Source organism: Limnohabitans sp., from assembly GCF_044361985.1.
Taxonomy (GTDB): Bacteria; Pseudomonadota; Gammaproteobacteria; order Burkholderiales; family Burkholderiaceae_C; genus Limnohabitans_A.
The window spans coordinates 1-26651 of the sequence record NZ_JBIKHV010000032.1 but is presented as its reverse complement, the minus strand read 5'-3'; the positions used below and the strand labels follow the sequence as shown (position 1 = coordinate 26651).

The following is a 26651-nucleotide window of genomic DNA, read 5'->3' as shown; positions in this document are numbered from 1 at the left end:
CGGATGGGGGTGATGTCAGTTGCTGCACGGAACTGCTCCCAGACTGGAAGAAGGTACTTCACGTCGATGGCTGCATTCATGATTTCCATGATCCTTTGTCGTATTCCCGATGGGTCAATACTGCCTTGATATACAAGATCTGCTTTTCGAACCGGATGTAAGCCATCAGGCGGTACTTGTTCCCGCCGATATCAAACACCGCTAACTCGTTCACCTTGTCAACTGCATTGAAGGCGGCTTTCAGCTCGGCCCAGTTTGCAAAACTGTTCTTTTCAATCACCCGCCGCCATCCCTGCAAGAGGGCTTCGGCCAGAGGATGATCGGCAGCGAAGGCCCGCAGGGCACTGTTGCTGATGATTTTCATGGGCTCATTTTATCTCAATATGAGATAAACACAAGCAACAGCTCATAGTCACCTTGGTCTGCAGCTCGCAGGGCTGCCAGTTACTCCGGGATGAGCCCGGCCTTCTCGTCGGTGGCCAGCGGTGTCTGGCCGTCCTGCTCATCCAGGTCTATCGCCATAGGTTTGACCAACGGCCGCGAAGCAATTCTTCGGTCCTGCGATCCACCTGTTTGCGAAGCCGTTCTGCGCCGGGGCGCTGGTCTTCAAGACCCATGGTGTGGGCCACGCTTGCAACTTCTTCCATCGCGATGGTGCGAGCGCGTTCCTGAACCACGTCCGTGAGCGGGCGCCTGGGAACCAGTGCATAGACCAGTTCGCAATCCAGTCCATCAGCAAGTTTGCGCAGCTGTCCGAGCGAGATGCGGTCATCCGCTTCGGACTGTTCGGACTTGTGCAGCGTCGCCCCCGAGACGCCCAGCCGCTGAGCCTGCTGGCGTTCCGTTCGACCTAGGGCTTCTCGGATGAGCTTCAGCCATCCCCGTGAAGGTGGCTGCCGCTTGACCAAGTCCGCGTAGCCGGAAAGGGTGGACTGCACTTGTTCAAGCCGAAGTTGGTTCAGTTCAGACGTCATTGCTAGCCTATAGGCTGTTTAAATTCATTGAATTGATAGCCTTATTGGAAGCAATAGGCAATAAATAACTTCTTCATAAGGAAGCAGAAAAACTATTCTGCTGAGCTTTGAGGAAGCTTGAACAGCCGAATCGGGCAGACCAAAGCGAGGGGCCCATAAGTTTCTCAACTCATGGGCCCCTTTTTCTCAGGTTATGGGCATATCTACAAGATTGATCAAATATCAATATTCCCCGCCCGCAGCGCGTTGCTCTCAATAAAGTGGCGGCGTGGCTCGACTTCGTCGCCCATCAGCATGGTGAACACACGATCGGCTTCGATGGCGTCGTCGATCTGCACGCGCAGCAGGCGGCGCACGGTCGGGTCCATGGTGGTTTCCCACAGTTGGGCGGGGTTCATTTCGCCCAAGCCCTTGTAGCGCTGGCGGCTGGTGGTGCGCTCGGCTTCGCTGATGAGCCAATGCATGGCCTGTCGGAAGTCGCCCACTTTTTCTTCTTTCTGCCGCTCGCCTTCGCCGCGCAGGGCTTTGGCCCCTTCGCTCAGCAAGCCACGGAAAGTTTCGGCGGCTTCGGACAGTGCGCCGTAGTCGGCACCATGCACGAAGTCTTGTGTGATGATGCTGCTCTTGATGTTGCCGTGATGGCGGCGGCTGATGCGCAGGATGGGTTTATCAGTGCGCACATCAAACTCAGCAGTCACTTCGGCGGGGATGCCGGTGGTGTTGAGTTCACGCAGTTTGGCTTGCAACGCAGGGGCGCATTCAGCGGCCAGATCCAGCGTGTCCAGGTTCAGCGACACACCATCGGCCATGGCGCGCAAGGCTTCGGCGTCCATGAAGTTGGACAGGCGTGCAATGACCGATTCGGCCACTTGGTGTTTGCGGGCCAACGCTTCGAGGGTCTCGCCGGCCAGCAATTGCGGTGCCGTGCCACCGGTGGTGATGCTGGCATCTTTGAGCGCGATGCGCAGCAAGAAGCCGTCGAGTGCCGGGCCGTCTTTCAGGTACAACTCTTCTTTGCCGGCCTTGACTTTGTAAAGCGGTGGCTGGGCAATGTAGATGTGGCCACGCTCGACCAGGTCGGGCATTTGACGGTAGAAGAAGGTCAGCAACAAGGTGCGGATGTGGGCGCCGTCCACGTCGGCATCGGTCATGATGATGATGCGGTGGTAACGCAGTTTGTCGACGTTGAAGTCGTCCGTGCCGCTCTTGCCGGATTCGGCGCTGGCCTTGCCAATGCCGGTGCCCAAGGCGGTGATGAGCGTGATGATTTCGTTGCTGGTCAGCAGCTTTTCGTAGCGGGCTTTTTCAACGTTCAGGATCTTGCCGCGCAGGGGCAGGATGGCCTGGAATTTACGGTCCCGGCCTTGCTTGGCCGAGCCGCCGGCGGAGTCGCCCTCGACGATGTAGATTTCACACAGCGCCGGGTCTTTTTCCTGGCAGTCGGCCAATTTGCCGGGCAGGCCCATGCCGTCCAGCACGCCTTTGCGGCGCGTCATTTCTCGGGCCTTGCGGGCGGCTTCGCGGGCACGGGCGGCCTCGACGATCTTGCCGCAAATGATCTTGGCGTCGTTGGGGCGCTCTTCCAGGTATTCGGTCAAAGCCTTGGCCACGATGTCTTCCACCGGTGCGCGCACTTCACTGGACACCAGTTTGTCTTTGGTCTGGCTTGAAAACTTGGGTTCGGGCACTTTCACGCTCAAGACGCAGCACAAGCCTTCGCGCATGTCGTCGCCACTGACTTCGACTTTTTGTTTTTTGGCGATCTCGTTTTTCTCAATGTATTTGCTGATGACGCGTGTCATCGCCGCGCGCAGGCCCGTCAGGTGGGTGCCGCCATCACGCTGCGGAATGTTGTTGGTAAAGCACAGCACCGACTCGTTGTAGCCGTCGTTCCACTGCATCGCCACTTCGACCCCGATGCTGGTGCCAGGGATGCCGCCGTAGCTGTCGGCTGGACGCTCGCCATTCGCATGAAATGCGTTGGGGTGCAGTACTTTCTTGTTGGCGTTGATGAAGTCCACAAAGCCCTTGACACCACCCGCGCCAGAAAAATCGTCTGACTTGCCGCTGCGCTCATCGATCAGACGAATGCGCACGCCGTTGTTCAAAAAGGACAGTTCGCGCAGGCGTTTGGCCAGAATTTCGTAATGGAAATCGGTGTTCTGGGTGAAGATTTCGGTGTCGGGCAAAAAATGCACTTCGGTGCCGCGCTTGTCGGTGGCTCCGGACACGCGCATGGGCGAAATTTCCACGCCGTTCACGGTTTCGAGCAATCGGTTTTGCACAAAGCCTCTGGCAAAGTCGATCTGGTGGACCTTGCCTTCGCGGCGCACGGTCAAGCGCAGCCATTTGCTCAAAGCGTTCACGCATGAAACGCCCACGCCGTGCAAGCCGCCCGAGACCTTGTAACTGTTCTGGTTGAACTTGCCGCCCGCGTGCAGCTCGGTCAGCGCGATTTCGGAAGCACTGCGCTTGGGCTCGTGCTTGTCGTCCATCTTCACGCCGGTGGGGATGCCACGGCCGTTGTCGGTCACCGAGATCGAGTTGTCGCTGTGGATGGTGACCACGATGTCATCGCAATGGCCCGCCAGCGCTTCATCGATGGAGTTGTCGACCACCTCAAACACCAGATGGTGCAAGCCCGTGCCATCGGACGTGTCGCCGATGTACATGCCAGGGCGTTTGCGCACGGCCTCCAGCCCTTCCAGAATCTGGATGGAGCCTTCGCCGTAGCCTTCGGATGCGCCCACTTGGTGGGCATCGATCTTGGGTTGAGCGGTGGTGAACGCTTCTTCGCTGGGGGTAATTTCGTCGGTCATGGGAGTTTTTCTCTGTCGCTTGAATGGCCGAAACCCGCGAGGGGTCGCGGGTTTCGATAAGGTCTATCGCCTGCTGACGCGGGCCTCAAATGCGCATCGGCATCACCACATATTTGAAGTTGTCGTTTTCCGGGATGGTGATCAACGCGGAACTGTTGGCATCGGCCAGATCAATGCGGACCATCTCCTGGCCCATGTTGCTGAGCACGTCGATGATGTAGGTCACGTTGAAACCAATCTCAATGCTGTCACCACCGTAGTCGATGTCGAGTTCGTCCACGGCCTCTTCCTGCTCGGCGTTGGTGGATGCCACGCGCAGGGTGCCGGGTTCGAGGTTCAGGCGAACGCCCTTGAATTTGTCGCTGGTCAGGATGGCCGTGCGCTGCAAGCAAGACAGCAGGGCTTGTCGGCCCAAGGTCAGGTTGTTGCTGTGGCCCTTGGGGATCACGCGGTTGTAGTCAGGGAACTTGCCTTCAACCAATTTGGTCACGAACTCCATGCCGTCAAAACTGAACTTGGCCTGGTTGTTGGCAAACTGCATCTCGATGGCACCATCGGCATCGCTGAGCAAGCGCTGCAATTCGAGCACGGTCTTGCGGGGCAGGATGACTTCTTGTTTGGTCGGCACTTCCACATCGAGTGTGGCTGCAGTAAACGCCAGACGGTGGCCATCGGTGGCGACCAGGCTCAGTCGGTTGCCTTCGGCCACAAACAAAATGCCATTCAGGTAATAACGGATGTCGTGTACGGCCATCGCAAAAGAAACCTGACCCAACAGTTGCTTGAGGGTTTTTTGCGGCACGCTGAACACAGGGCCGAAGCTGGCGGCTTCTTGCACCAACGGAAAGTCTTCTGCCGGCAAAGTCTGCAAGGTGAACTTGGACTTGCCACCTTTCAGGATCAGCTTGGCTTGCGAAGATTCCAGGCTCACTGTTTGGTCAGCAGGCATGGTGCGCAAGATGTCGATGAGTTTGCGGGCACCCACGGTGGTGGTGAAATCACCAGGGTCACCTTCCATCTCGGCTGTAGTGCGGATCTGGATTTCAAGATCGCTGGTGGTCAGCTGCAAGGCGTGGCCCGTTTTGCGGATCAGCACATTGGCCAGCACGGGCAATGTGTGACGGCGCTCAACAATGCCGGACACGGATTGCAGGACCGACAGCAATTTGTCTTGGGTGGCCTTCAGGACGATCATGGGTGTCTACCTTTGGTGATTTTCACGCGACAGCCCGGGGCTGCGCACAACGTTTGACAACAACGTGCATTTTCGCTGTTTTTTGACCGCAAAACGGCCTCCAGACGGCTCAAAACACTTAAAACTGGGTGCAAGCGCAAGCTCATGCCGCTTCAGCCCTTCAGGGTCTGCTCCAGCACATGCAGCTGCTGGTTGAGCTCGGTCAGTTGCAGCCGTTCAGCGTTGATCTTGCGCACGGCGTGCAACACGGTGGTGTGGTCACGCCCGCCAAACAACTCGCCAATTTCGGGCAAACTTTTTTGTGTCATTTCCTTGGCCAGGTACATGGCAATTTGCCGCGGCCGAGCAATGCTGGCGGGGCGCTTCTTGCTGTACATATCGGCGACTTTGATCTTGTAATAGTCGGCCACCGTCTTCTGGATGTTTTCCACGCTGATCTGGCGATTCTGAATCGACAGCAAGTCGCGCAGGGCGTCGCGAGCCAGCTGGATGGAGATTTCCTTCTGGTTGAAACGCGAATACGCCAGGATCTTGCGCAAAGCCCCTTCCAGCTCGCGCACGTTGGAACGCACGTTTTTGGCGACGAAAAACGCCACCTCTTCGGGCATTTCGCTGCCTTCGCTGATGGCTTTGTTGATCAGGATCGCCACCCGCATTTCCAGCTCAGGCGGCTCCATGGCCACCGTCAAACCCGAATCGAAGCGTGAAACCAGACGCTCATGGATGTCTGCCAGGCCCTTGGGATAGGTGTCGCTGGTCATCACGATGTGTGACTTTTTGGCCAGCAAGGCTTCAAACGCGTTGAAGAATTCTTCTTGGGTCCGGTCCTTGTTGGCAAAAAACTGGACGTCGTCGATCAACAGCAAATCGAGCGAATGGTAGTGGTGCTTGAACTCGTCAAATGTCTTGCGCTGGTAGGCTTTAACCACATCCGACACAAATTGTTCAGCATGGATGTAGAGCACCTTCGATTCCGGGCGATCGGCCAGCAGTTTGTTGCCGATGGCGTGCATCAGGTGGGTCTTGCCCAAACCCACGCCGCCATAGATGAAAAGGGGGTTGTACAAGTGCCCGGGCGAGCCCGACACATGCATGGCCGCTGCACGCGCCATGCGGTTGGCCGTGCCTTCCACCAGGGTGTCAAAAGTCAGGGCCGTGTTGAGCCTGCTGCGAAAGGTGTTGGTCGCTGGCTCTTCGGGCAGATCGATGGGTTCTGGACCGTTCTCCATCGACGATGGCGTGGACTGCCGTGCAGGCCTGACGAGCCCATCTCGAGGAGTGAGTACTAACTCAATTTGAACAGGATGTCCTTGCAGACTTTCGAGCATGACGGCCAAGCGACCGGCATATTGGGCTCGGATCCAGTCCAGTTTGAAGCGGTTGGCCACAAACAAAGTGAGGCGTTGTTGGTCATCCGAGATCTGCGCAGTCAGGGGCTTGATCCAGGTGTTGAACTGCTGCTCGGGCAGTTCGCGGGACAGCTCCTCCAGGCAAGCCTGCCACAGACTTTGGCTGGCGTCCATCTGAAATTCCGGGGTAAGTCCCTCTGACATTTTGTATTTATTTTTTGTGGACAGTTAAGGAAAAAACGGCATTGGAATTGAGCTTATCAAGAGCTTATCCACATGCCGCAACGCATTCGTCGAGCCATCATAAACCACATCGGTTCCGGTTCGAGTCCGGGAACACCCCATGTCTAAAAAGAGGGTGGATTTGCCGAGCGTCCGAAAGTTTGCGATAATCTTGGGTTTCGCCCAACGCTGATTCATGGCATTGGGCACAAAGGAAGAGTTATGAAACGCACCTACCAACCATCCAAGACACGTCGCGCCCGTACCCACGGCTTTCTGGTTCGCATGAAAACCCGTGGTGGCCGTGCTGTGATCAATGCACGCCGCGCCAAAGGCCGCAAGCGTCTGGCTGTCTAATGCCTTTTCGACCGTCTGGCTGTGGCCCGACGCCACGGCAGGCGGTTGATTCCAGGGTTTGGCCATCGTGCAGCGTTTGAAAACACGCCCACAGTTTCAGGCCGCCCTGGCGGGTGGAACGGTCTCACGCACATCCCATTTTGCGTTACACAGACTGACCTTGACCAACCCCACAGATACGCCTTCGGCGGCAGCCGAACAAGTTGTGCCTGCACCTTCACCGGAGCAGGCCTTGTTTGGCCTGTTTGACGTCTGGTTGGGTGCCATGGTGCCCAAACGCTGGGCACGTCGGGCCGTGACACGCAATGCCATCAAAAGACAGATCTACAACGTGAGTGAACGCTTTTGCGATCGCCTGCCTGTGGCTGCCCATGTGGTGCGCCTTCGCGCCACTTTTGACCGCCAGCAATTCATCAGTGCCACATCCGAGCCCCTGAAGCTCGCCGTAAGGCAAGAACTGGAACAATTGTTTGAGCGTGCAACCCGGTCCGAGGTTCGTCCATGATCGTCCAGCGTTTGCTCATGGGTGTGGTGCGCGGCTACCGCTTGTTGCTCAGCCCTTGGCTGGGATCGTCGTGCCGCTTTGAGCCGACATGTTCGGCTTATGCCTTGCAAGCCCTCGAGCAACATGGTGCCGCCATCGGCAGCTACCTGACAGCTCACCGCCTGGTGCGTTGTGGCCCTTGGTGCAATGGCGGCCACGACCCTGTTCCCCCACAAGCGCCGCGCTTGTTTTCTGATTTGTTTTCCCCTACTTCGTCAAAGAAGACCCCATGAACGATATCCGCCGCACCATCCTTTGGGTGATTTTTGGTTTCTCCATGGTCCTGTTGTGGGACCAGTGGCAACTCTATAACGGCCACAAGGCCACCTTTTTCCCCAAGCCCGAAGCGGCTGCACCGGCGTCCGCCGCCGCGCCCGCCGCTGTGGTCAGTGCCAATGGCGTACCTACCGCGACAGCCATCACGCCCGCCTCACCAGGCCAGGTGCCCTCTGCAGCGCCCACGGCTTCAGCCACACCACGTGAAAAGATCGAAGTGGTCACCGATGTGCTCAAACTCAGCTTTGACACCGAGGGGGGTTCCCTGGTGCGCACCGAGTTCAGCCGGCACGCCGACTTTGTGGACAGCAAAAAGCCTTTTGTCTTTTTAGACCAAAGTGCCAACCGTGTTTACATGGCCCAGACCGGCCTGATTGGCGGGGATTTTCCGACCCACAAAACGCCCATGAAATTCAGCGGCGAACGCAGCCTCAAAGATGGACAAAACGAGCTGACCTTTCGCTTCGAGTCGGAAGGCACAAGTGGCGTCAAGCTGATCAAGACCTATACCTTGCAACGCGGCAGCTATGCCATTGGCGTGAAGCACGAAGCGGTCAACACCGGCACAGCCCCCGTGTCGCCGCAGCTGTATCTGCAATTGGTACGCGATGGCAACAAGCCTGAGGGTGAATCGGCGTTTTACTCCACTTTCACTGGCCCTGCCGTTTACACAGAAGCCAAGAAATACCAAAAAGTCGAGTTCAGCGACATCGAAAAGAACAAGGCCGAAATCGACAAATCCTCTCCCAATGGCTATGTGGCCATGGTGCAGCATTATTTTGCAACCGCCTGGGTGTTGGCCGATGGCATTCAGCGCGAAAACTTCGTGCGAAAAGTGGACACCAACCTGTACGCCGTGGGCATGATCACGCCCTTGTCGGAACTGGCGCCCGGCCAGTCGAAGACCGTGAACACCCAGCTGTTCAGCGGCCCGCAAGAAGAAAAAGTCCTTGAAGCGCTGGCTCCTGGCCTGGACCTGGTCAAAGACTATGGCTGGCTGGCCATGCTGTCCAAGCCTTTGTACTGGTTGCTGGACAAGCTGTTCAGCTTCATCCAGAACTGGGGCTGGTCGATCGTGGCGTTGGTGCTGTTGCTCAAGATCGCTTTTTACTGGCTCAATGCCAAGGCCTATTCGAGCATGGCCAAGATGAAGGCCATCAACCCCAAAATCATGGAAATGCGTGAACGCTTGAAGAGCGATCCGCAAAAGATGCAACAAGAGATGATGAGGATCTACCGCGAGGAAAAAGTCAACCCGATGGGCGGTTGCTTCCCGATCATGGTCCAGATCCCCGTCTTCATCGCACTGTATTGGGTGCTGTTGTCCAGCGTCGAGATGCGCAATGCCCCTTGGGTGGGCTGGATTCACGACTTGTCCGCGCCTGACCCGTACTTTATTTTGCCCGTGGTGATGACACTGACCACCATGCTGCAAACGGCACTCAACCCCGCGCCACCGGATCCGATGCAAGCCAAGCTGATGTGGATCATGCCGCTGGTGTTCTCGGTGATGTTCTTCTTCTTCCCATCCGGCCTGGTGCTGTACTGGATCACGAACAACATCTTGTCGATAGCGCAGCAGTGGATGATCAACACCCGCATGGGCGTGCCGCCACAGTTCAATCTGCCCTCGTTCAAATAACGCCGAAAGGGCCGCGCAAGCGGCCTTTTTTTGCTTCGCAACGCGCATTAACGCCATGCTCGCCAGACATCAGGAACCCATCGTTGCCATCGCCACCGCACCCGGTCGCGGCGCTGTCGGCATCGTGCGGGTATCGGGTGGCAACCTGGCCCCGTTGATTCACGCACTGTGCGGTCGACACCTGAAACCGCGCGAGGCCACTTACCTGCCTTTTGCCGATGCCGATGGCAGCCCGATTGACCACGGGCTGGCGCTGCACTTTGTGGCGCCGCACTCGTTCACTGGCGAAGATGTGCTGGAGCTGCAAGCCCACGGTGGGCCGGTGGTGCTGCAACTGCTGGTGGCGCGCTGCCTACAAGCGGCTGCCGAGATCGACCCGGCCACCCAACTGCCCCGACTGGCCGGCTTGCGCGTGGCACAACCGGGCGAGTTTTCTGAACGCGCCTTTTTGAACGACAAGATCGACCTGGCGCAAGCCGAGGCCATTGCCGACCTGATCGACGCCAGCACCGAAGCCGCCGCTCGCAGTGCCAGCCGGTCTTTGGCGGGCGATTTTTCCAAAGAAATCCACCTGCTGCGCGATGCCCTGATCCATCTGCGCATGCTGGTCGAAGCCACCCTGGATTTCCCCGAAGAAGAGATCGACTTTTTGCAAAAAGCCGACGCCCAAGGGCAACTCGAACGCCTGCAAGCCCGCCTGATGGCGGTGCTGCAGCGAACCCGTCAAGGTGCGCTGCTGCGCGAGGGCATCAAGGTGGTGATTGCCGGGCAGCCCAATGCCGGAAAAAGCTCCTTGCTCAATGCCCTGGCCGGAGCCGAGTTGGCGATCGTCACACCGATTGCAGGAACAACCCGCGATGTGGTGCAACAAACCATCCAGATCGAGGGCGTGCCCCTGCACGTGATTGACACCGCCGGGCTGCGCGAAGGCGAAGGTGTTGGCGAGGTCGAACAAATCGGCATTGCACGGGCCTGGGGGCAAATTGAAAATGCCGACGCCGTGCTTTTTTTGCACGACCTGACGCGCGTGGGTCAGACGGGCTACGACAGCACCGACGAAGACATCGCCACCGCCCTCAAAGCCCGCTTGCCTGCGCGTGTGGCGGTGCTCGACGTGTGGAACAAAGCCGATGCGGCCAGCCATGACGTTGAGCGCGCTGGCCTGACCCTGTCGGCCCTGACAGGCGAAGGGCTGCAAGCCTTGCGCTTGCAATTGTTGCAACAAGCGGGTTGGCAACACGCCAGTGAAGGCCTGTTCATTGCCCGCGAACGCCATGTGCAGGCCCTGCAACGGGTGCGTGAGCACCTGGAAGTGGCCGATGCCCATCTGGCTGCAAAGGCGCAAAACCTGGACTTGCTGGCCGAAGAGCTGCGGCTCGGACAAAACGCCCTCAATGAAATCACGGGCGAGTTCAGCGCCGACGATCTGCTGGGCGTGATTTTTTCAAGCTTTTGCATCGGCAAATGAGCCCCCAAGAGCTTGGCTTGGCTCGGGTCGTTGCCAACACCTGACGCACGCGCCCCGGCCCTCAGTCCGGCACGCTCACCAAAAGGTCACGTCAGTGACTGTTCGGGCTGGCCATTGGGCACAAGATGTTGCGCATGCCGATTGGCTTTGACATGCCCAACCCTCCACCGACCCACGCACCCACTCTCAGCCCCGAGCAAGACGCGTATCTGCGCGAGCGCTCGGACTGGATGGGCGCTTATCTGGTCCTGCATGCCTGGGGTGTGATCGCCCTGGCGATGGCATTTTTTGTGGTCTGGCCCAACCCTTTGAGTTTTGTCGTGGCCATCGTGGTCATCGGCGGCAGGCAACTGGGCCTGGCGATTTTGATGCACGATGCGGCGCACCGCGCTTTGTTCAAAAACACCTGGCTGAACGACACGCTGGGTGCTTTTTTGTGCGGCTGGCCTGTGGGCGCAAGTCTCATGTTGTACCGCCCTTACCACCTGAGCCACCACCGCCACACACAACAGGCAGAAGACCCAGACCTGATTTTGTCGGCGCCTTTTCCCATTAGCCGGCAAAGTTTTTGGCGCAAGATGCGGCGCGACATTTTGGGCATCACCGGCTACCAGCGCCGCCTTGAATTTTTTCGCGCCGAAATGGGCACAGACCCAAGCCGCCTGCAACGCCTAAAAAATCTGATCGCAGCGGAGAAGTATTTTTTCCTGAGCAATGCGCTTGTCTTGGCCATCACAACGGCTGCCGGGGTGTGGTGGGCCTACTTTGCGCTTTGGCTCTTGCCCTTGCTGACCTGGTACCAGGTGATCACCCGCATCCGCAACATCGCCGAGCATGCGGTGGTGGGCCACAACGATGACCGTCTGCGCAATACCCGCACCACGCTGACCCACTGGGGCATGCGCATGGTGCTGGCGCCCTACTGGGTCAACTACCACCTGGAACACCATCTTTTTGTGTTCACCCCCTGCTGGAAACTGCCAGCCGCCCACCGCATGCTGATCGAACAAGGCTTTGGCCCACAGATGGAGTTGGCCAAGGGTTATCTGGAAGTGCTGCGCAAAGCCACGGCCAGCCCCCAAGATGGTCCTAAAAGTGGACAGACCGGTGGCCAGGCAAGGCACCAGCGCAAGGGTGCAACGCTGATTTGACGTCCCAAAAATCAGGCCCATGCCGACACTTCGCAAGCGCAACGCGCAAGCCGAGTCTTGTGCGGCGGGCACGGCCTTGCAAATTCGTCACGCAAGAGACAGGACCACGGGATAACCATGTACCCGCGAAAATTTTCTCGCTACAGAATACCTTTGCAATTTTTCATTTTTTGCCCCGGTACAAAACTCAATGGCTGACGAAATTATTCTCGAAACCCGCGGACTCATCAAGGAGTTCAAGGGTTTTGTCGCTGTCAATGGCGTGGACCTGCGCGTCCAACGTGGTCAGATCCACGCGCTGATCGGTCCCAACGGCGCGGGCAAAACCACGGTATTCAACCTGCTCACCAAATTTCTGATCCCTACCCAGGGACAGATCCTGTTCAATGGCCACGACATCACCGACGAAAAACCCTCCCAGGTGGCGCGGCGCGGCATCGTGCGGTCGTTTCAGATTTCGGCCACTTTTCCCAACCTGACCGTGCTTGAAAATGTGCGAATTGGTTTGCAAAGAAGCACCGGCACATCGCTGCATTTCTGGCGCTCCGAGCGCAGCCTGAACCAGCTCAACGACAAAGCCATGGCCTTGCTCGAGCAAGTTGATCTGGGCCCCATGGCGGGCCTGACCGCTGTCGAGCTGCCTTATGGCCGCAAGCGCGCACTTGAAATCGCCACCACATTGGCCATGGAGCCCGAACTGATGCTGCTCGACGAGCCGACCCAGGGCATGGGCCACGAAGACGTGGACCGCGTCACCCAATTGATCAAAAAAGTCAGTGCCAACCGCACCATCCTGATGGTGGAACACAACATGAATGTGGTCTCCAGCATTGCCGACACCATCAGCGTGTTGCAACGCGGACAAGTGATTGCAGAAGGGCCCTACGCCGTGGTTTCGCAAAATCCCCAAGTGCTCGAAGCCTACATGGGCACCACCGACAACGAACTGGAGGGGGCCCATGGCTGATGCTACTGAATTCCTGCGCATCAGCAATCTGCACTCCTGGTACGGCGAGTCGCACATCCTGCATGGGGTTAACCTGACCGTCAACGAAGGCGAAGTGGTGACCCTGCTGGGGCGCAATGGTGCTGGCCGCACCACCACCGTCAAATCCATCCTCGGTCTGGTGGGTCGGCGCACCGGCTCCATCACCATAAGAGGCCAGGAAACCGTGAACTGGGCACCCCACCAGATTGCCAAACTGGGCTTGGGTTATTGCCCTGAAGAGCGGGGTATTTTTTCTGCCCTCACTTGCGAAGAAAACCTGTTGCTGCCGCCCGTCATTGGCCCCAATGGCATGTCGGTCGAAGAAATTTACGACATGTTCCCCAACTTGCTGGAGCGCCGCGAAAGCCCGGGCACCAGACTTTCTGGTGGCGAACAACAAATGCTTGCGGTGGGTCGCATCTTGCGTACCGGGGCGCGCTTTTTGTTGCTGGACGAAATTTCCGAAGGCTTGGCGCCGGTCATCGTGCAAGCCCTTGCCCGCATGATCAAAGCCCTGAAGGCCAAAGGCTTCACGATCATCATGGTTGAACAGAACTTCCGGTTTGCCGCACCCCTGGCAGACCGGTTTTACGTGATGGAGCATGGCCAAATTGTGGAGGGCTTTTCATCGCAAGAGCTGTCCAGCAAGATGGGCATGTTGCATGAGTACCTGGGCGTCTGATACCCATTTTTTAACTGGAGATACATCGATGAAACGCAAACTTCTTTCTTTGGCCGCAATGGCCGCCTGCGCTTTCGCGGGCCAAGCACAGGCACAAATCTCTGACGGTATCGTCAAGATCGGTGTGCTCAACGACATGTCGGGTCTTTACTCTGACATCACCGGCCCCGGCTCTTTGAGCGCCGCCAAAATGGCTGTGGAGGACTACATCAAGGCCACCAAGAGCACGCTGAAGGTGGAAGTTGTCGGTGCTGATCACCAGAACAAGCCCGACGTGGGCTCCAACATTGCACGCCAGTGGTACGACACCGACAAGGTCGACATGATCGCTGACGTGCCCACCTCGTCGGTCGGTCTGGCCATTGCCAAGCTTTCCAGCGACAAGGGCAAACTGCACGTCAACTCCGGCTCAGCCACTGCCGACCTGAGCGGCAAGGCCTGCAACGCCAACACCATCCACTGGGCTTATGACACCTGGATGCTGGCCAACGGCACTGGCAAAGCGATTGTCAAAAGCGGTGGTGACACTTGGTTCTTCTTGACCGCTGACTACGCTTTCGGCCACGCACTCGAGCGCGACACCGAAGCCGTGGTGCTCAAAAACGGCGGCAAGGTGGTGGGCAAAGTGCGCACCCCCTTCCCAACGCAAGACTTCTCTTCCTTCTTGTTGCAGGCTCAAGCCTCCAAAGCCAAGATCATTGGTCTGGCCAATGCCGGTGGTGACACCACCAACTCGATCAAGCAAGCGGCCGAATTTGGCATCACCAAAGGCGGCCAAAACCTGGCCGGCATGCTGGTCTTCTTGCCCGACGTGCATTCCTTGGGCCTGAACATCGCCCAAGGCCTGATGTTGACCGAAACCTTCTACTGGGACTTGAACGACAACACACGCGCCTTCACCAAGCGTTTTGCGGCAGCCAACGGCGGTAAATATCCGTCCATGGTGCAAGCCGGTGTGTACTCCAGCGTGATTCATTACCTCAAAGCCGTGGACGCGGCCAAGACCGATGACGGCACCAAGGTCGCTGCCAAGATGAAAGAGCTGCCCACAGATGACCCATTGTTCGGCAAAGGTTCTGTACGCCCTGACGGTCGCAAACTCCACCCTGCCTACCTGTTCCAGGTCAAAAAGCCTTCAGAGTCCAAAGGCCCTTACGACTACTACAAGTTAGTGGCCACCATTCCAGCCAACGAGGCTTTCCGCCCCCTGGCTGAGAGCGAGTGCCCGCTGGTCAAGAAGTAATTTCAACCCTCTGTTCAAGCAAGTCGAAAAATCACAATGGAAATCTTTGGCGTTCCCTCCCAAGCCCTGTTCGGGCAATTGCTGATCGGGCTGATCAACGGCTCTTTTTACGCACTGCTTTCGCTGGGTCTGGCCGTGATTTTCGGCTTGCTGAACATCATCAACTTCACCCACGGCGCCCAGTACATGCTGGGCGCTTTTGTGGCGTATCTGTCCCTGACCAAATTGGGGATCAATTACTGGGCCTCGCTCGTCATCACACCGATCTTGGTGGGAGCGACCGGCATGCTGATTGAGCGCACCATGCTCAAACAGCTCTATAAATTGGACCATCTGTATGGTCTGCTGCTGACGTTTGGTTTGGCACTGATCATCCAGGGCTTGTTCCGCCACGAATTCGGTTCATCCGGCATGCCTTACCCGGTGCCAGAGGTTTTCCGGGGCGCCTACGACACCGGCTTCATGTTCTTGCCGAAATACCGCGCCTGGGTCATCGTGGCCTCCTTGGTGGTGTGCCTGTCCACCTGGTATGTGATCGAACGAACCAAGCTTGGCGCTTATTTGCGTGCTGCCACCGAGAACCCCAGCCTGGTGCAGGCGTTCGGCATCAACGTCCCCCGCATGATTACCCTGACCTATGGCTTTGGCGTGGGCCTGGCTGCGTTTGCAGGCGTCATGGCGGCCCCGATTTACCAGGTCAACCCCACCATGGGTGCCGACATCATCATCGTGGTGTTCGCGGTGGTGGTGATTGGCGGCATGGGCTCCATCATGGGCGCCATCCTGACCGGTTTTGGTCTGGGCCTGATCGAAGGCCTGACCAAGGTCTTCTACCCCGAGGCTTCCAGCACGGTGATTTTCATCATCATGACCATCGTTCTCCTGATCAAGCCTGCCGGGTTGTTCGGTACCCAGAAGTAAGACCATGACCACTGTCACGACCCCCTCCTTCAAGACCCAGTCTTTCACGCACCAATGGGTGGCATTTGCCTTCATGGTGATGGTGCTGGTCATCGCCCCCATCTGGGTCTACCCGATCTTCCTGATGAAGGTCATGTGCTTTGCCTTGTTTGCCTGTGCCTTCAACCTCTTGATCGGTTTTGGCGGCCTGCTGTCCTTTGGGCACGCCATGTTTTTAGGCACAGCCGGTTATGCGGCATCGCATGCCGCCAAAGTCTGGGGCTGGAACCCTGAACTGGCGGTGCTTTTTGCCACGGGCTGCTCAGCCGTTTTGGCCTTGCTCACCGGCATGCTGGCCATTCGCAGACAAGGTATTTACTTCGCCATGATCACCCTGGCTTTCTCCCAGATGGTGTTCTTCTTTTACCTTCAGACCCCGTTCACAGGGGGCGAAGACGGCATTCAAAGTGTGCCCAGAGGCAAGCTCTTCGGCCTGTTCGATCTGGAACAAAACAGTGCCATGTACATGTTTGTCTTGACCATTTTCCTCATGGGCTTTGCATTGATCTGGCGCATCGTGCACTCGCCTTTCGGTCAGATCCTCAAGGCCATTCGCGAAAACCAGGACCGTGCCATCTCGCTGGGCTACGACACCGACCAGTACAAGCTGATCGCATTTGTCATCTCGGGCGCCTTGGCGGGCACGGCAGGCGCCACCAAATCGCTGGTGTTCCAGTTGGCGTCGTTGACCGATGTGCACTGGTCCATGTCGGGTGAGGTGGTGCTGATGACGCTGGTCGGTGGTTTGGGCACTTTGTTCGGCCCGGTGGTGGGCGCTGCCGTGATCGTGAGCATGCAAAACTACCTGTCGCAACTGGGCGCCTGGGTCACCATCATCCAAGGCGTCATCTTTGTGGTCTGTGTGCTGGCTTTCCGACGCGGCATCATTGGCGAGATCGCCAACTGGATCAAAAAGCCTCTGTGACGCCTGTTCAGGCGCGCAGCGCCTCCAAGCAAAAGGCCTGCTCAAGAGCAGGCCTTTTTGTTGCCATACGGGCTGTGCTCAACGCATGAATGTTTTCACATAATCTGCGCCCAAACCCACCGCTTCAAAGTGCGCCCGGTATTTGTCAATGCGGGTAAAAACATCGTCATACCCGGTCGAGTTGCCTTGCGTGTCCACGTACATCAACGCGCCATGAACAGTGAACATGGTGACCATGTCCTGGCAATCATCGGGCACCACCAAGGTATGTGTTTCACCCGGTGGCTCGAACACATAGCTGCCCTCTTCGGCCACCCAGTCGTGCTCGAGGTAATACCACTTGCCGCGCAGCACATGGGCATGCACCTGTCCTGAGTGGCGGTGGCGCTGCAGCAAGCCCGAGCGCTTGACCTTGAGCAGGTGCACGTAAAAGCCGCCCGTCACATTCAGGTGCAGCGGCCGTGACCAGATGCCCGGCGCCACCGGCGCCCAGAGGCGCTCGTCTTCAGTTTGTACGTCGTGCACCACCATGTCGGGCGCCATGCCCCAGGGCTGGGGCTTGGCGTAAGGAACGCGGTCATCTACCGCAGCGGGGGGGGTATTGGATTGGGTCATCGTATGGGCACGGACTGGGAAAAATGCCAGTCTAAAACGGCCTGCAACAGCTGTCAGCGCCAAACGCGACAGCGGCTCTCTGAGGCTGCAGCTGGAATGGCCCAAATTACGGCGCCATCCTGGGTGCTTTCAACCGCGTAACAATTTTTCTTCGGCCACCGCCAATGTTTGTGATTTACCGGACAAGACCAGGGTGTCACCCGATTGCAGTTCGGTTTCATCGTGCACATGTTCAGGCTGACCGTTGGCTCTGCGCAAGTTCACGACACGCACCCCCATGGCATGAAAGGCCAGGTCTTTGACCTGCTTGCCCAGCCAAGGCGATGCCAGGGGCAAGCCTACAGTGCTCAGCCGCTCGTGCTCAATTTCGTCCAGCGTATCGTCGTCCGCGCCGTGGAAATAGCCCCGCAGCAAGTTGTAGCGGGCATCGCGCTGCTCCTGGACAAGGCGGATCACGCGCCGCATGGGCACGCCCACCAGCGCCAGCGCATGGCTGGCCAGCATGAGCGAACCTTCCAGCGCCTCGGGTACGACCGCAGTGGCCCCCGCCAACTGCAGTTTTTCCAGATCCAGGTCGTCCTGTGTGCGCACAATCACCGGCACCTGCGGCGCATGGCCGTGGGCGTGGTCGAGCACCTTCATGGCAGCGGGCACGTCCAGGTAGGTGATCACCACCGCGCTGGCGCGGGCCAAGCCAGCAGCCATCAGCGATTGCAGCCGCCCTGCATCGCCAAACACCACCGAATCACCGGCAGCGGCCGCTTGGCGCACACGGTCCGGGTCAAGGTCCAGCGCCATGTAAGGGATGTTTTCTTTGTCCAGCATGCGCGCCAGGTTCTGGCCGCAGCGGCCATAACCGCAAATAATCACATGCTTGCTGGTATTGATCGACTTGCGGGCGATGGTGGTCATCTGCAAGGACTGCTGCAACCATTCGCTGGCCACGACTTTCATCACCAAGGTGTTGCTGTGCATGATGATGAAGGGGGTCGCCATCATCGACAGCACCATGCTGGCCAGTACCGGGTTCAACAAGGCGGGTGGAATCAGGTTGCTTTGTGAACCCAGTGTGAGCAGCACAAAACCAAATTCACCTGCCTGTGCAAGGTACAAACCCGTACGCAGTGCAACCCCGTTCGGTGCACCCGTCATTTTGGCCAACGCGGCCACCAACACCAGCTTGAACAAGACCGGCAAGGTGGTGAGCAACAGCACCAGAGGCCAGCGCTCAACCACAATGTGCCAGTCCAGCATCATGCCAATCGTGATGAAGAACAAGCCCAGCAACACATCGTGAAAAGGACGGATGTCCAACTCCACCTGGTGCTTGTATTCGGTCTCGGAAATCAGCATGCCCGCGATAAAAGCGCCCAGCGCCAGACTCAGGCCCGCCATTTCGGTGACCCAGGCCAAGCCCAGTGTGACCAAGAGCAGGTTCAGCACAAACAGCTCTTCGCTTTTGCGACGCGCCACCAAAGTCAACCACCAGCGCATGACGCGCTGGCCGCCGGTCATCAGCAGAGTGATCAATACCGTGGCCTTGGCCGCGGCCAGCAACAAGGCCGAAAACATTTCGTCGGCCGGTGCACCCAAAGCCGGGATCATCACAATCAAGGGCACGACTGCCAAATCCTGGAACAACAACACACCGACCACCCGCTTGCCGTGCTCGGACTCGAGCTCCAGGCGATCTGCCACCAGCTTGATGACGATGGCGGTGCTGCTCATGGCCATGGCGCTGGACAATGCCAACGCGGTTTGCCACTCCATGCGCCAAAGCGTGGGCGCCAAAGTGGCCACGAACAAAGAGAAAACCGTCACGATCACCAGGGTCAACAGCACCTGCAGCAAGCCCAGACCAAATACATGCTTGCGCATGGAGCGCAGTTTCGGCAGATTGAACTCCAGGCCGATCACAAACATCAGAAAGACCACGCCAAACTCGGCCAGGTGATTGACCCCGTCGGAGTTTTGCGCCAGCGCCAGCGCATTGGGGCCAATGACCACGCCCACCACCAAATAACCCAGCATGGGTGGCAGCTTGAGCATGCGGCAACCGACCACACCCAATACGGCGGCCAAAAGATACAACAGGGTCAGCTCCAAAGCACTCATGCCATCATGGTAACAAGCGCTTATGACAGCGTGACTTTTCGGCCGACTCAGACAAGCGCTGATGTGGGCTTGAACACCGACACCAGGGCGGATCAACCGCTGCCCGATAAAATGCCCGACATGCTCGCCCTTTCAGACCACACGCTGCAACTCGCCCGCCAGACTCTGGACATCGAGGCGGCCGCATTGCTTGAACTCAAAGCCCGACTCGACGGGCGATTTGTCGATGCCGTGAACAGGGTGCTCGGCGCGCAAGGCCGCGTGGTCGTGATGGGCATGGGCAAAAGCGGGCACATCGGCCGAAAAATTGCGGCCACTTTGGCCTCCACCGGCACCCCGGCCATGTTCGTACACCCCGGCGAAGCCAGCCATGGTGACTTGGGCATGATCCAGGCCATTGATGTTGTGCTGGCCATCTCCAACAGCGGTGAAAGCGATGAGTTGCTGGCCATCCTGCCGGTGCTCAAACGCCAGGGCGTGCCCCTGATTGCCATGACCGGCGGTTTGTCCTCTTCACTCGCCCGCCACGCGGATGTCTTGCTGGACTGCTCTGTGGCCAAAGAAGCTTGCCCCATGAACCTGGCCCCAACCGCCAGCACCACCGCCCAACTCGCCATGGGAGATGCCCTGGCCGTGGCCTTGCTCGATGCGCGCGGCTTCAAACCAGAAGACTTCGCCCGTTCTCACCCCGGTGGCTCTCTGGGCCGCAGGCTGCTGACCCATGTGGCTGACGTGATGCGCAAGGGCGCCGAGGTCCCGCAAGTGGGGCCCGATGCCGAGTTCACCGCCCTCATGCGCGAGATGAGCAGTAAGGGCTTGGGCGCCACGTCGGTCACCGATGCCCAGGGCCACGTGCTGGGGGTGTTCACCGACGGTGACCTGCGCCGACTGATTGAAAAAGGCGCCGACCTGCGCAGCCTCAAAGCACGCGATGTGATGCGGATCAATCCCCGCACCATCCCCATGGAGGCACTGGCCGCCGAAGCTGCTGACATGATGGAGCAATACCGCATCACCAGCATTTTGGTTGTCGATAAGAACGGCTGCCTGTGCGGCGCCATCAACACCAACGACCTGATGCGCGCCAAGGTGATCTGACATGCAAACACTGACGCCCGCTTTGCACTATCCACCCGAGTTGCTGTTGCAAGCCCAGGGCATTCGCGTTGCTTTTTTTGACGTCGATGGGGTACTCACCGACGGCGGGCTGTATTTTTCAGAAAGCGGTGAAAGCCTGAAGCGTTTCAACTCGCTGGATGGGCAAGGACTGAAATTGCTGCAGCAAGCCGGGATCACACCCGTGGTCATCACCGGGCGCGACTCGCCAGCGCTGCGCTTGCGCCTGAAGGCTTTGGGCATCACGCATGCGCGTTTTGGCACAGAAGACAAGCGTCCAGCCGCCGAAGAATTCTTGCAAATCCTGGGTTTCAATTGGTCCCAAAGTGCCGCCATGGGCGATGACTGGCCCGACTTGCCCGTCATGCAACGGGCTGCTTTTGTCGGCGCGCCCGCCAATGCGCACGCCCAAGCCAAAGCCTTGGCGCACCTCATCACATCGGAACGCGGCGGAGAGGGTGCGGCTCGGGCTTTTTGTGATGTTTTGCTAGTGGCCAGCGGTCATTACGCCCAGCTTCTCGCCCAGGTTGGCGTTGCCGTCCACACAGGGCCATCCGCATGAACTTTGCACGCCGCTTGCTCGACAAGTTGAGTGTTTACCTGCCCTTGATCGTGATGGCCTTGCTGGCATCGGGCAGTTGGTTGCTGGTCAGAAGCGTGCCGGAACTGCTGACGCCTTCGGCCAACAAAGTTGTGCGCGAGGACCCGGATTACCGCTTGGCAAATTTCTCTGTGAAATCGTTTGACCTGCGCGGGCGCATGACGCGCGAAATTTCAGGCGACAAAGCCCAACATTACCCCGCCAGCGAGACACTGGACATCGAACAAATTCGCATTTACGCCGAAAGCGAGACCGGCAAAGTCTTGAATGCGCGATCCAGGCAGGGCATTGCCACAGACGACGGCAAACAGGTCACATTGATTGGCGATGCCTACGCTATACGGCAAGCCTTCGACACCAGCCCCAAGCTTGAACTGCGGGGTGAACGCCTGCTGGCGCTGCCTGACGAAGACCGGTTGGTCTCCTCAGACCCGGTTCAAATTACCCGTGGCCGCGATGTATTTACCGCACAGACCATGGACTTCAACACCAACACGGGTGAGTACTTGCTGAAAGGCCGTGTGCAGGGAACCCTGACCCGCCAACCCTGATGCGCCCGCTTTTGCAGCGGGGCCCTATGACAGCCCATGACTTCAAGGTGAAGCCAACATGAAAAAGCCCTGCGGTGCAGGGCTTTGCTGGGGTTAATTGGGCTTAGTTGGGCTTAGTTGGGCAACGGTCCGTCCGCCCGAGGCTTGAATCAATAACCGCCGCCGTAGCCGCCGCCACCGCCGCCACCTTCACGGCGACCACCCCCGCCGCCGCCTTCACGGCGCCCGCCACCGCCGCCACCTTCACGGCGATCGCCTCCACCGCGGGGTCCGGCACCGTAGGGACTGCGGAAACCGCCACCTTCGCCGCCACCGCCTCCGGCGCCGCCGCCGTAGCCACCGCCGCCTTCGCGACGACCACCACCACCACCACCGCCACTACCGCCGCCGCCATAGCCGCCGCCTCCACCGCCACTACCGCCGCCGCCATAGCCGCCGCCTCCACCGCCAGCGTAGCCACCGCCGCCTTCACGACGACCCCCACCGCCACCACCACCAAAACCGCCACCGCCCGTTCGGGGTGGGCGTGCTTCCATCGGGCGGGCTTCATTGACCACCACATTACGACCGCCCAAAGGCTGACCGTTCATGCCATGGATGGCGGCTTGGGCCTCATCGTCGTTGCCCATTTCTACAAAGCCGAAGCCTTTGGAGCGGCCCGTGTCACGTTCCATCATGACCTTGGCGCTGGTGACCACACCGAATTCACCGAAAGCTTGCTCCAGATCGCCATCACGAACTGAATAAGGCAGGTTACCGACGTAAAGTTTGTTGCCCATGAAAGGGACTCCTCAAAACACAGAGATAAAAGCGATGGAGCTCTGAAAACGCATTCAACAAACCTGAGAACATCGGAAGGAAAGCGAAACTGACCTGGTCACCGCAGACATGACTTCTCTGCTTCATACAGTGAAGTTAAATAATTATGCGGGATAAAACAAAAAAAAGTGCAAGGGATATTCACCCAAAAAACACCGGAGTGTGTTTTAAAACACACAGCTGTTGTTTTACCAACTCACTTCCCGATCCGGGGTAGCACTGATTTTGTGGATGCTTAAATCAGCACCATCAAATTCCTCTTCAGGGCTCAGCTTCAAGCCCATGGTCCATTTCAAGATGCCATAGACCAGCAAGCCATTCAGCAAGGCCCAGGTCACGCCCAAGGCGGTGCCGATCAATTGCGCTGACAAATTCACCCCACCCAAACCCCCCAGCGTCTGGGTACCAAACAGGCCCGCAGCAATGCCGCCCCACGCACCGCAAATGCCATGCAGGGGCCAAACACCCAGCACATCGTCAATCTTCCATTTGTTCTGGGTCCAAGTGAACATGACCACAAACAAACCGCCCGCCACAGCGCCAACCACCAAGGCGCCAAATGGGTGCATCAAGTCCGATCCGGCGCACACCGCGACCAAACCTGCCAAAGGGCCGTTGTGGACAAAGCCCGGGTCATTTTTGCCAAGCACCAAAGCGACCAGGGTGCCGCCCACCATGGCCATCAGGGAATTGACTGCGACCAGGCCCGAAATTTTGTCGAGCGTCTGTGCGCTCATCACGTTGAAGCCAAACCAGCCCACAATCAAAATCCAGGAGCCCAGTGCCAAAAACGGGATGCTGGATGGTGGGTGGGCCGAGACCACGCCGTCTTTGCGATAACGGTTGTAACGGGCGCCCAGCAGCAGCACCGCCGGCAATGCGATCCATCCGCCCATGGCGTGGACCACGACCGAGCCTGCAAAATCATGAAACTCATCGCCCGTGGCCGCCTTGATCCAGGCCTGCACGCCGAAGTGCTGGTTCCAGGCGATGCCCTCAAAAAAGGGGTAAGTGAAGCCCACGATCACCGCTGTGGCGATCAATTGCGGCCAGAACTTGGCCCGTTCGGCAATGCCCCCTGAAATGATGGCGGGAATGGCCGCTGCAAAAGTCAGCAAGAAGAAAAACTTGACCAGGTCATAGCCATTTTTTGCCGCCAATTGTTCAGCGCCCACAAAAAAAGTGGTGCCGTAGGCGACGCTGTAACCCACGGCAAAATAAACCACCGTGGACACGGAAAAGTCGACCAGTATCTTGACCAGTGCATTGACCTGGTTCTTTTTGCGAACCGTACCCAGTTCCAGAAAAGCAAACCCGGCGTGCATGGCCAAAACCATGATGCCGCCCAATAAGATAAAAAGCGCATCAGCGCCCTGTTTCAGTGCATCCATGGCTGTCTTTAAAGATTATTTGAATTGAATTGGTGCATAAAGAGCCCAAAAACCCTTAACGCACCAATTCAAAGCAAGAAGCAGGCCCAAATTGATGCGCCCCCCGTTTTGGCTTGCGGTCTGTCGCTTAAGATCCTCGTTTTAACCACGGTACAGCGCATTCAAATGGAAGCTTTTTTCGTCTCTACAGGCATCGTGGCCCTGGCCGAAATGGGTGACAAAACCCAACTTTTGTCTTTGGTGCTGGCCGCGCGTTTTCGCAAGCCCTGGCCCATCGTGCTGGGCATTTTGGTGGCCACGCTGGCCAACCATGGCCTCGCTGGCGCAGTGGGCAGCTGGGTCACCACCATGGTGGGGCCGACTGCGCTGCGCTGGGTGCTGGGCGCTTCTTTCCTCGCCATGGCGGTGTGGATGTTGATCCCCGACAAGTTCGACGACGAAGAAGGTGACAGCGCCCCGCGCATGGGGGTGTTCCTGACCACCGTGGTGGCCTTCTTTCTGGCCGAGATGGGCGACAAGACCCAGATCGCCACGGTGATGCTGGCCGCCCAGTACAACGCCTGGTTTGCTGTCGTAGCGGGCACCACGCTGGGCATGATGCTGGCCAACGCGCCCGTGGTGTGGCTGGGCGACGCCATCACCAAGCGCGTGCCACTGCGCATGGTGCACATAGTGTCGGCCGTGATTTTTGCCACTTTGGGCCTGATCGCCCTGTCAGGCTGGGGCAGTTAAAGCCGGCTGCGACCTGCACACCGCAATCAAGCCTGCGCGGCAGGGTCAAGCCTTCACGGCAGGTTACACGGCAGGTTCAAGCCTTCGGCGTGCGGCGGTAAATGACGTGGTAGACCCCTGCCACCAACACCGCCCCACCCAAAATATTGCCCAAAATCACGGGCAGCAGATTGCCCAGCATGCCACTCCAGGTGACTGCCGGAAAGCCCGTCAAGCCCCCGTGTTGCAACAACATCGCCAAAGGCATGAGGTACATGTTGGCGATGCTGTGCTCAAAGCCGGCCGCCACAAACGCCATCACCGGCAGCATCACGGCCACCGCCTTGTCGACCACGCTGCGCCCGGCCATGGCCATCCACACGGCCATGCAGACCAGCACATTGCACAACACCCCGCGCAGCAAGGCAGTGCCAAAAGGCAGCTCTTGCTTGGCCACGGCGATCTTGACCACCTGCTGGCCAATGGCGCCGCCGTTCAGCCCTGCATGGCCACTGGCAAACACCAGCACCGCCAGCCCGGCAGCACCCGCAAAATTGGCCAGGCACACGATGCCCCAGTTGCGCAGCACCTGCGCCCCGCTGACCCGCCCATCGGCCCAAGCCATCACGATCAAGTTGTTGCCGGTGAACAGCTCGGCCCCGGCCACCACCACCATGAGCAACCCCATGGCGAACACCAGACCGCCCAGCAGCGCACTGGTGGCAAAGCCCAGCGTCGCATCAGACTTGACGAGCACGAAGAGCATGGCCCCCAAACCGATGAAGGCCCCGGCCAACACCCCCAGCAAAGCCAGCGGCAGCGTGGCCATGCGGGCCTTGACCTCGCCCACCGACTCGATGCGCCGGGCAATTTCGACGGGACTGTAGGCGTCTGAGCCATAAAGGTCTGACATGGGTGCTCCTGAAATGGGTTCAATCTCTTCGTCTTATACTTGCCCGATGCGCCGATTTGAACCCGATTGCGGGCGCCGGGACCTGAAGGGTTCCGAAATTCAGCTAAATGGCGTGTGTTTCAACTCACTGAAGCCCGGCCCAGCTGACTGCGAAGCCGGGTTTTTTTTGACACCTGAACCATTTCGATGCTGATCGCCGAGTCCAAAAGCATGTTGTTTGAAGCCCCTTTGCCCTTGCAAAGCGGCGCTTCCATCCGTGGCTATTCACTGAGCTACGAAACCTACGGCACGCTCAACGCCGACAAGTCGAATGCCGTACTGGTCTGCCATGCCCTGAACGCCTCGCACCATGTGGCGGGTGTCTATGCCGACCAAGCCGGCAACGTGGGTTGGTGGGACAACATGATCGGCCCTGGCAAATCCCTGGACACCGAAAAATTCTTTGTGATCGGCGTGAACAACCTGGGGTCGTGCTTTGGCTCCACAGGCCCCATGCACACCCACCCCGACACCGGTCGCGTTTACGGCGCTGACTTCCCGGTCATCACCGTGGAAGACTGGGTCAACGCCCAGGCCCGCTTGCTGGATGCCTTGGGCATTGAACAACTGGCCGCCGTCATGGGCGGCAGCCTGGGCGGCATGCAGGCGCTCTCGTGGACGCTGCAATACCCCGAACGCATCCAGCACGCTGTGGTGGTGGCGAGCGCCCCCAACCTGAACGCCGAGAACATCGCCTTCAACGAAGTAGCCCGCCGCGCCATCGTGACCGACCCGGACTTTCACGACGGCCACTTTTACGAGCACGGCGTGGTGCCCAAGCGCGGCCTGCGCATCGCCCGCATGATCGGGCACATCACTTACCTGAGCGATGACGTGATGAACGAAAAATTCGGTCGCCAGTTGCGCCAGGCCGTGACCGACAACGCTACCGGCTACAAATACTCCACGCAGGAAGTCGAATTCCAGATCGAGAGTTATCTGCGTTACCAGGGCGACAAGTTCAGCGAATACTTTGACGCCAACA

Annotated in this window: 26 protein-coding genes; 16 read left to right on the top strand and 10 right to left on the bottom strand. The window is 58.4% G+C overall.

Features of this window, described 5'->3' with window-relative positions:
* Positions 1 to 76 precede the first annotated feature (76 nt).
* The 5 genes from ACIQ3A_RS07615 to dnaA form a co-directional block, all read right to left on the bottom strand.
* A complete protein-coding gene (locus ACIQ3A_RS07615; protein ID WP_396431150.1) occupies positions 77 to 364 on the bottom strand; it encodes a type II toxin-antitoxin system HigB family toxin in 288 nt (95 codons plus the stop codon).
* A 148-nt stretch (positions 365 to 512) separates the two neighbouring features.
* Entirely contained in the window at positions 513 to 974 is a 462-nt protein-coding gene (locus ACIQ3A_RS07610) for a mobile mystery protein A (RefSeq protein ID WP_396431149.1), read from the bottom strand.
* A gap of 215 nt (positions 975 to 1189) precedes the next feature.
* On the bottom strand, positions 1190 to 3793 hold the full coding sequence (gene gyrB, locus ACIQ3A_RS07605) for a DNA topoisomerase (ATP-hydrolyzing) subunit B (protein WP_396431148.1): 2604 nt from the start codon (positions 3791 to 3793) through the stop codon (positions 1190 to 1192).
* An 85-nt stretch (positions 3794 to 3878) separates the two neighbouring features.
* Positions 3879 to 4988 carry a DNA polymerase III subunit beta gene (gene dnaN / locus ACIQ3A_RS07600; RefSeq protein ID WP_396431147.1) on the bottom strand — a complete coding sequence of 370 codons (1110 nt, stop codon included), beginning with the start codon at positions 4986 to 4988 and terminating at the stop codon, positions 3879 to 3881.
* A gap of 152 nt (positions 4989 to 5140) precedes the next feature.
* A complete protein-coding gene (gene dnaA, locus ACIQ3A_RS07595; protein WP_396431145.1) occupies positions 5141 to 6541 on the bottom strand; it encodes a chromosomal replication initiator protein DnaA in 1401 nt (466 codons plus the stop codon).
* A gap of 240 nt (positions 6542 to 6781) precedes the next feature.
* Here dnaA and rpmH point away from each other — a divergent pair, with 240 nt between their 5' ends.
* The 11 genes from rpmH to ACIQ3A_RS07540 all read left to right on the top strand — a co-directional run bounded on the left by rpmH (position 6782) and on the right by ACIQ3A_RS07540 (position 16795).
* Positions 6782 to 6916, top strand: coding sequence for a 50S ribosomal protein L34 (rpmH, locus tag ACIQ3A_RS07590; RefSeq protein WP_005798102.1), 135 nt, complete (start codon positions 6782 to 6784; stop codon positions 6914 to 6916).
* 67 nt (positions 6917 to 6983) lie between these two features.
* Positions 6984 to 7421: a ribonuclease P protein component gene (locus ACIQ3A_RS07585; protein ID WP_396431144.1), complete on the top strand. Its 438-nt coding sequence runs from the start codon at positions 6984 to 6986 to the stop codon at positions 7419 to 7421.
* Entirely contained in the window at positions 7418 to 7693 is a 276-nt protein-coding gene (gene yidD / locus ACIQ3A_RS07580; protein ID WP_396431143.1) for a membrane protein insertion efficiency factor YidD, read from the top strand. Before ACIQ3A_RS07585 ends, yidD begins: the two co-directional genes overlap by 4 nt.
* Positions 7690 to 9378 carry a membrane protein insertase YidC gene (gene yidC / locus ACIQ3A_RS07575; protein WP_396431142.1) on the top strand — a complete coding sequence of 563 codons (1689 nt, stop codon included), beginning with the start codon at positions 7690 to 7692 and terminating at the stop codon, positions 9376 to 9378. Before yidD ends, yidC begins: the two co-directional genes overlap by 4 nt.
* A gap of 55 nt (positions 9379 to 9433) precedes the next feature.
* Positions 9434 to 10846, top strand: coding sequence for a tRNA uridine-5-carboxymethylaminomethyl(34) synthesis GTPase MnmE (gene mnmE / locus ACIQ3A_RS07570; protein WP_396431141.1), 1413 nt, complete (start codon positions 9434 to 9436; stop codon positions 10844 to 10846).
* Positions 10847 to 10998: 152 nt separating this feature from the next.
* Entirely contained in the window at positions 10999 to 11997 is a 999-nt protein-coding gene (locus ACIQ3A_RS07565; protein ID WP_396431140.1) for a fatty acid desaturase family protein, read from the top strand.
* A gap of 190 nt (positions 11998 to 12187) precedes the next feature.
* A complete protein-coding gene (locus tag ACIQ3A_RS07560) occupies positions 12188 to 12964 on the top strand; it encodes an ABC transporter ATP-binding protein (protein WP_396431139.1) in 777 nt (258 codons plus the stop codon).
* Positions 12957 to 13667 carry an ABC transporter ATP-binding protein gene (locus ACIQ3A_RS07555; RefSeq protein WP_396431138.1) on the top strand — a complete coding sequence of 237 codons (711 nt, stop codon included), beginning with the start codon at positions 12957 to 12959 and terminating at the stop codon, positions 13665 to 13667. The genes ACIQ3A_RS07560 and ACIQ3A_RS07555 overlap by 8 nt, the downstream gene beginning before the upstream one ends.
* A gap of 28 nt (positions 13668 to 13695) precedes the next feature.
* On the top strand, positions 13696 to 14910 hold the full coding sequence (locus ACIQ3A_RS07550) for an ABC transporter substrate-binding protein (protein WP_396431137.1): 1215 nt from the start codon (positions 13696 to 13698) through the stop codon (positions 14908 to 14910).
* Positions 14911 to 14946: 36 nt separating this feature from the next.
* Positions 14947 to 15831: a branched-chain amino acid ABC transporter permease gene (locus tag ACIQ3A_RS07545; protein WP_396431136.1), complete on the top strand. Its 885-nt coding sequence runs from the start codon at positions 14947 to 14949 to the stop codon at positions 15829 to 15831.
* Positions 15832 to 15835: 4 nt separating this feature from the next.
* On the top strand, positions 15836 to 16795 hold the full coding sequence (locus ACIQ3A_RS07540; RefSeq protein WP_396431135.1) for a branched-chain amino acid ABC transporter permease: 960 nt from the start codon (positions 15836 to 15838) through the stop codon (positions 16793 to 16795).
* A gap of 78 nt (positions 16796 to 16873) precedes the next feature.
* Here the strand turns inward: ACIQ3A_RS07540 and ACIQ3A_RS07535 are convergent, their stop codons facing one another.
* Positions 16874 to 17410 carry a 2,4'-dihydroxyacetophenone dioxygenase family protein gene (locus ACIQ3A_RS07535; protein ID WP_396431134.1) on the bottom strand — a complete coding sequence of 179 codons (537 nt, stop codon included), beginning with the start codon at positions 17408 to 17410 and terminating at the stop codon, positions 16874 to 16876.
* A gap of 129 nt (positions 17411 to 17539) precedes the next feature.
* A complete protein-coding gene (locus ACIQ3A_RS07530; protein ID WP_396431133.1) occupies positions 17540 to 19525 on the bottom strand; it encodes a cation:proton antiporter in 1986 nt (661 codons plus the stop codon).
* Positions 19526 to 19645: 120 nt separating this feature from the next.
* On the opposite strand from ACIQ3A_RS07530, the gene ACIQ3A_RS07525 reads away from it, so the two are divergent.
* Genes ACIQ3A_RS07525 through lptC form a run of 3 tightly spaced genes read left to right on the top strand, consistent with a single transcriptional unit; the run spans position 19646 to position 21793 of the window.
* Positions 19646 to 20623 (top strand): SIS domain-containing protein, encoded by a 978-nt coding sequence (locus ACIQ3A_RS07525; RefSeq protein WP_396431132.1) that lies wholly within the window; start codon positions 19646 to 19648, stop codon positions 20621 to 20623.
* A gap of 1 nt (position 20624) precedes the next feature.
* Positions 20625 to 21203, top strand: a complete 579-nt coding sequence (locus ACIQ3A_RS07520) for a KdsC family phosphatase (protein ID WP_396431131.1) — start codon at positions 20625 to 20627, stop codon at positions 21201 to 21203.
* Complete coding sequence (gene lptC, locus ACIQ3A_RS07515; protein WP_396431130.1) at positions 21200 to 21793, top strand: LPS export ABC transporter periplasmic protein LptC; 594 nt, start codon at positions 21200 to 21202, stop codon at positions 21791 to 21793. The genes ACIQ3A_RS07520 and lptC overlap by 4 nt, the downstream gene beginning before the upstream one ends.
* A gap of 149 nt (positions 21794 to 21942) precedes the next feature.
* On the opposite strand, the gene ACIQ3A_RS07510 is transcribed toward lptC, so the two are convergent.
* Together ACIQ3A_RS07510 and ACIQ3A_RS07505 are read right to left on the bottom strand one after the other, a co-directional pair.
* Positions 21943 to 22572 carry an RNA recognition motif domain-containing protein gene (locus tag ACIQ3A_RS07510; RefSeq protein ID WP_396431129.1) on the bottom strand — a complete coding sequence of 210 codons (630 nt, stop codon included), beginning with the start codon at positions 22570 to 22572 and terminating at the stop codon, positions 21943 to 21945.
* Positions 22573 to 22800: 228 nt separating this feature from the next.
* Positions 22801 to 24003: an ammonium transporter gene (locus ACIQ3A_RS07505; protein WP_396431128.1), complete on the bottom strand. Its 1203-nt coding sequence runs from the start codon at positions 24001 to 24003 to the stop codon at positions 22801 to 22803.
* A gap of 165 nt (positions 24004 to 24168) precedes the next feature.
* Between ACIQ3A_RS07505 and ACIQ3A_RS07500 the strand changes: the two genes are divergently transcribed.
* On the top strand, positions 24169 to 24735 hold the full coding sequence (locus ACIQ3A_RS07500; protein WP_396431127.1) for a TMEM165/GDT1 family protein: 567 nt from the start codon (positions 24169 to 24171) through the stop codon (positions 24733 to 24735).
* A gap of 76 nt (positions 24736 to 24811) precedes the next feature.
* Here ACIQ3A_RS07500 and ACIQ3A_RS07495 read toward each other — a convergent pair whose 3' ends face one another.
* Positions 24812 to 25627 carry a formate/nitrite transporter family protein gene (locus tag ACIQ3A_RS07495; protein ID WP_396431126.1) on the bottom strand — a complete coding sequence of 272 codons (816 nt, stop codon included), beginning with the start codon at positions 25625 to 25627 and terminating at the stop codon, positions 24812 to 24814.
* 186 nt (positions 25628 to 25813) lie between these two features.
* Here ACIQ3A_RS07495 and ACIQ3A_RS07490 point away from each other — a divergent pair.
* Positions 25814 to 26651: homoserine O-acetyltransferase (locus tag ACIQ3A_RS07490; RefSeq protein WP_396431125.1), on the top strand; the 838-nt coding region annotated here is incomplete at its 3' end.

Coding starts and splice junctions, on each gene's coding strand:
- ACIQ3A_RS07615 (WP_396431150.1), bottom strand. CDS start 364: ATGAAAATCATCAGCAACAGTGCCCTGCGGGCCTTCGCTGCCGATCAT.
- ACIQ3A_RS07610 (WP_396431149.1), bottom strand. CDS start 974: ATGACGTCTGAACTGAACCAACTTCGGCTTGAACAAGTGCAGTCCACC.
- gyrB (WP_396431148.1), bottom strand. CDS start 3,793: ATGACCGACGAAATTACCCCCAGCGAAGAAGCGTTCACCACCGCTCAA.
- dnaN (WP_396431147.1), bottom strand. CDS start 4,988: ATGATCGTCCTGAAGGCCACCCAAGACAAATTGCTGTCGGTCCTGCAA.
- dnaA (WP_396431145.1), bottom strand. CDS start 6,541: ATGTCAGAGGGACTTACCCCGGAATTTCAGATGGACGCCAGCCAAAGT.
- rpmH (WP_005798102.1), top strand. CDS start 6,782: ATGAAACGCACCTACCAACCATCCAAGACACGTCGCGCCCGTACCCAC.
- yidD (WP_396431143.1), top strand. CDS start 7,418: ATGATCGTCCAGCGTTTGCTCATGGGTGTGGTGCGCGGCTACCGCTTG.
- yidC (WP_396431142.1), top strand. CDS start 7,690: ATGAACGATATCCGCCGCACCATCCTTTGGGTGATTTTTGGTTTCTCC.
- mnmE (WP_396431141.1), top strand. CDS start 9,434: ATGCTCGCCAGACATCAGGAACCCATCGTTGCCATCGCCACCGCACCC.
- ACIQ3A_RS07565 (WP_396431140.1), top strand. CDS start 10,999: ATGCCCAACCCTCCACCGACCCACGCACCCACTCTCAGCCCCGAGCAA.
- ACIQ3A_RS07560 (WP_396431139.1), top strand. CDS start 12,188: ATGGCTGACGAAATTATTCTCGAAACCCGCGGACTCATCAAGGAGTTC.
- ACIQ3A_RS07555 (WP_396431138.1), top strand. CDS start 12,957: ATGGCTGATGCTACTGAATTCCTGCGCATCAGCAATCTGCACTCCTGG.
- ACIQ3A_RS07550 (WP_396431137.1), top strand. CDS start 13,696: ATGAAACGCAAACTTCTTTCTTTGGCCGCAATGGCCGCCTGCGCTTTC.
- ACIQ3A_RS07545 (WP_396431136.1), top strand. CDS start 14,947: ATGGAAATCTTTGGCGTTCCCTCCCAAGCCCTGTTCGGGCAATTGCTG.
- ACIQ3A_RS07540 (WP_396431135.1), top strand. CDS start 15,836: ATGACCACTGTCACGACCCCCTCCTTCAAGACCCAGTCTTTCACGCAC.
- ACIQ3A_RS07535 (WP_396431134.1), bottom strand. CDS start 17,410: ATGACCCAATCCAATACCCCCCCCGCTGCGGTAGATGACCGCGTTCCT.
- ACIQ3A_RS07530 (WP_396431133.1), bottom strand. CDS start 19,525: ATGAGTGCTTTGGAGCTGACCCTGTTGTATCTTTTGGCCGCCGTATTG.
- ACIQ3A_RS07525 (WP_396431132.1), top strand. CDS start 19,646: ATGCTCGCCCTTTCAGACCACACGCTGCAACTCGCCCGCCAGACTCTG.
- ACIQ3A_RS07520 (WP_396431131.1), top strand. CDS start 20,625: ATGCAAACACTGACGCCCGCTTTGCACTATCCACCCGAGTTGCTGTTG.
- lptC (WP_396431130.1), top strand. CDS start 21,200: ATGAACTTTGCACGCCGCTTGCTCGACAAGTTGAGTGTTTACCTGCCC.
- ACIQ3A_RS07510 (WP_396431129.1), bottom strand. CDS start 22,572: ATGGGCAACAAACTTTACGTCGGTAACCTGCCTTATTCAGTTCGTGAT.
- ACIQ3A_RS07505 (WP_396431128.1), bottom strand. CDS start 24,003: ATGGATGCACTGAAACAGGGCGCTGATGCGCTTTTTATCTTATTGGGC.
- ACIQ3A_RS07500 (WP_396431127.1), top strand. CDS start 24,169: ATGGAAGCTTTTTTCGTCTCTACAGGCATCGTGGCCCTGGCCGAAATG.
- ACIQ3A_RS07495 (WP_396431126.1), bottom strand. CDS start 25,627: ATGTCAGACCTTTATGGCTCAGACGCCTACAGTCCCGTCGAAATTGCC.